Below are 312 nucleotides of genomic sequence, written 5' to 3' on the forward strand. Positions count from 1 at the left end.
TGAACCTATTTCAGGCTCACCCGGCTTGGGTGACGCGATGGTTCTGAAGGACGGCGATGGCCTTGCAGAGGTGGCTGGCCTTGGACGGGCTGCAGCGTAGCTTGCGCAAGATTCTCCAGCCTTTGAGCTGGGCGTTTGCGCGTTCGCCGGGGCCGCGGAGCCTGGCGTGGGCGCGGTTGGCGTGTTTCTGGGATTCGGGCTTGTGCTTGCCCTTGTACGGGGTGCGGACCGGGCCTTCGGCTCCCTGATACGCCTTGTCCGCCAGGGTGATGATCCCCGCCTGCTCCAGTGCGCGCAGGATGCCCCAGATGC

The 312-nt window shown here is 65.7% G+C and carries 1 protein-coding gene; it reads right to left on the reverse strand.

The features are described 5' to 3' along the window. Positions 1 to 16: 16 nt before the first annotated feature. Positions 17 to 312 (reverse strand): transposase family protein (locus E1295_RS48390; RefSeq protein ID WP_166427812.1); only part of this gene is annotated, 296 nt, incomplete at its 5' end.

Source organism: Nonomuraea mesophila, assembly GCF_004352805.1.
GTDB lineage: Bacteria > Actinomycetota > Actinomycetes > Streptosporangiales > Streptosporangiaceae > Nonomuraea > Nonomuraea longispora.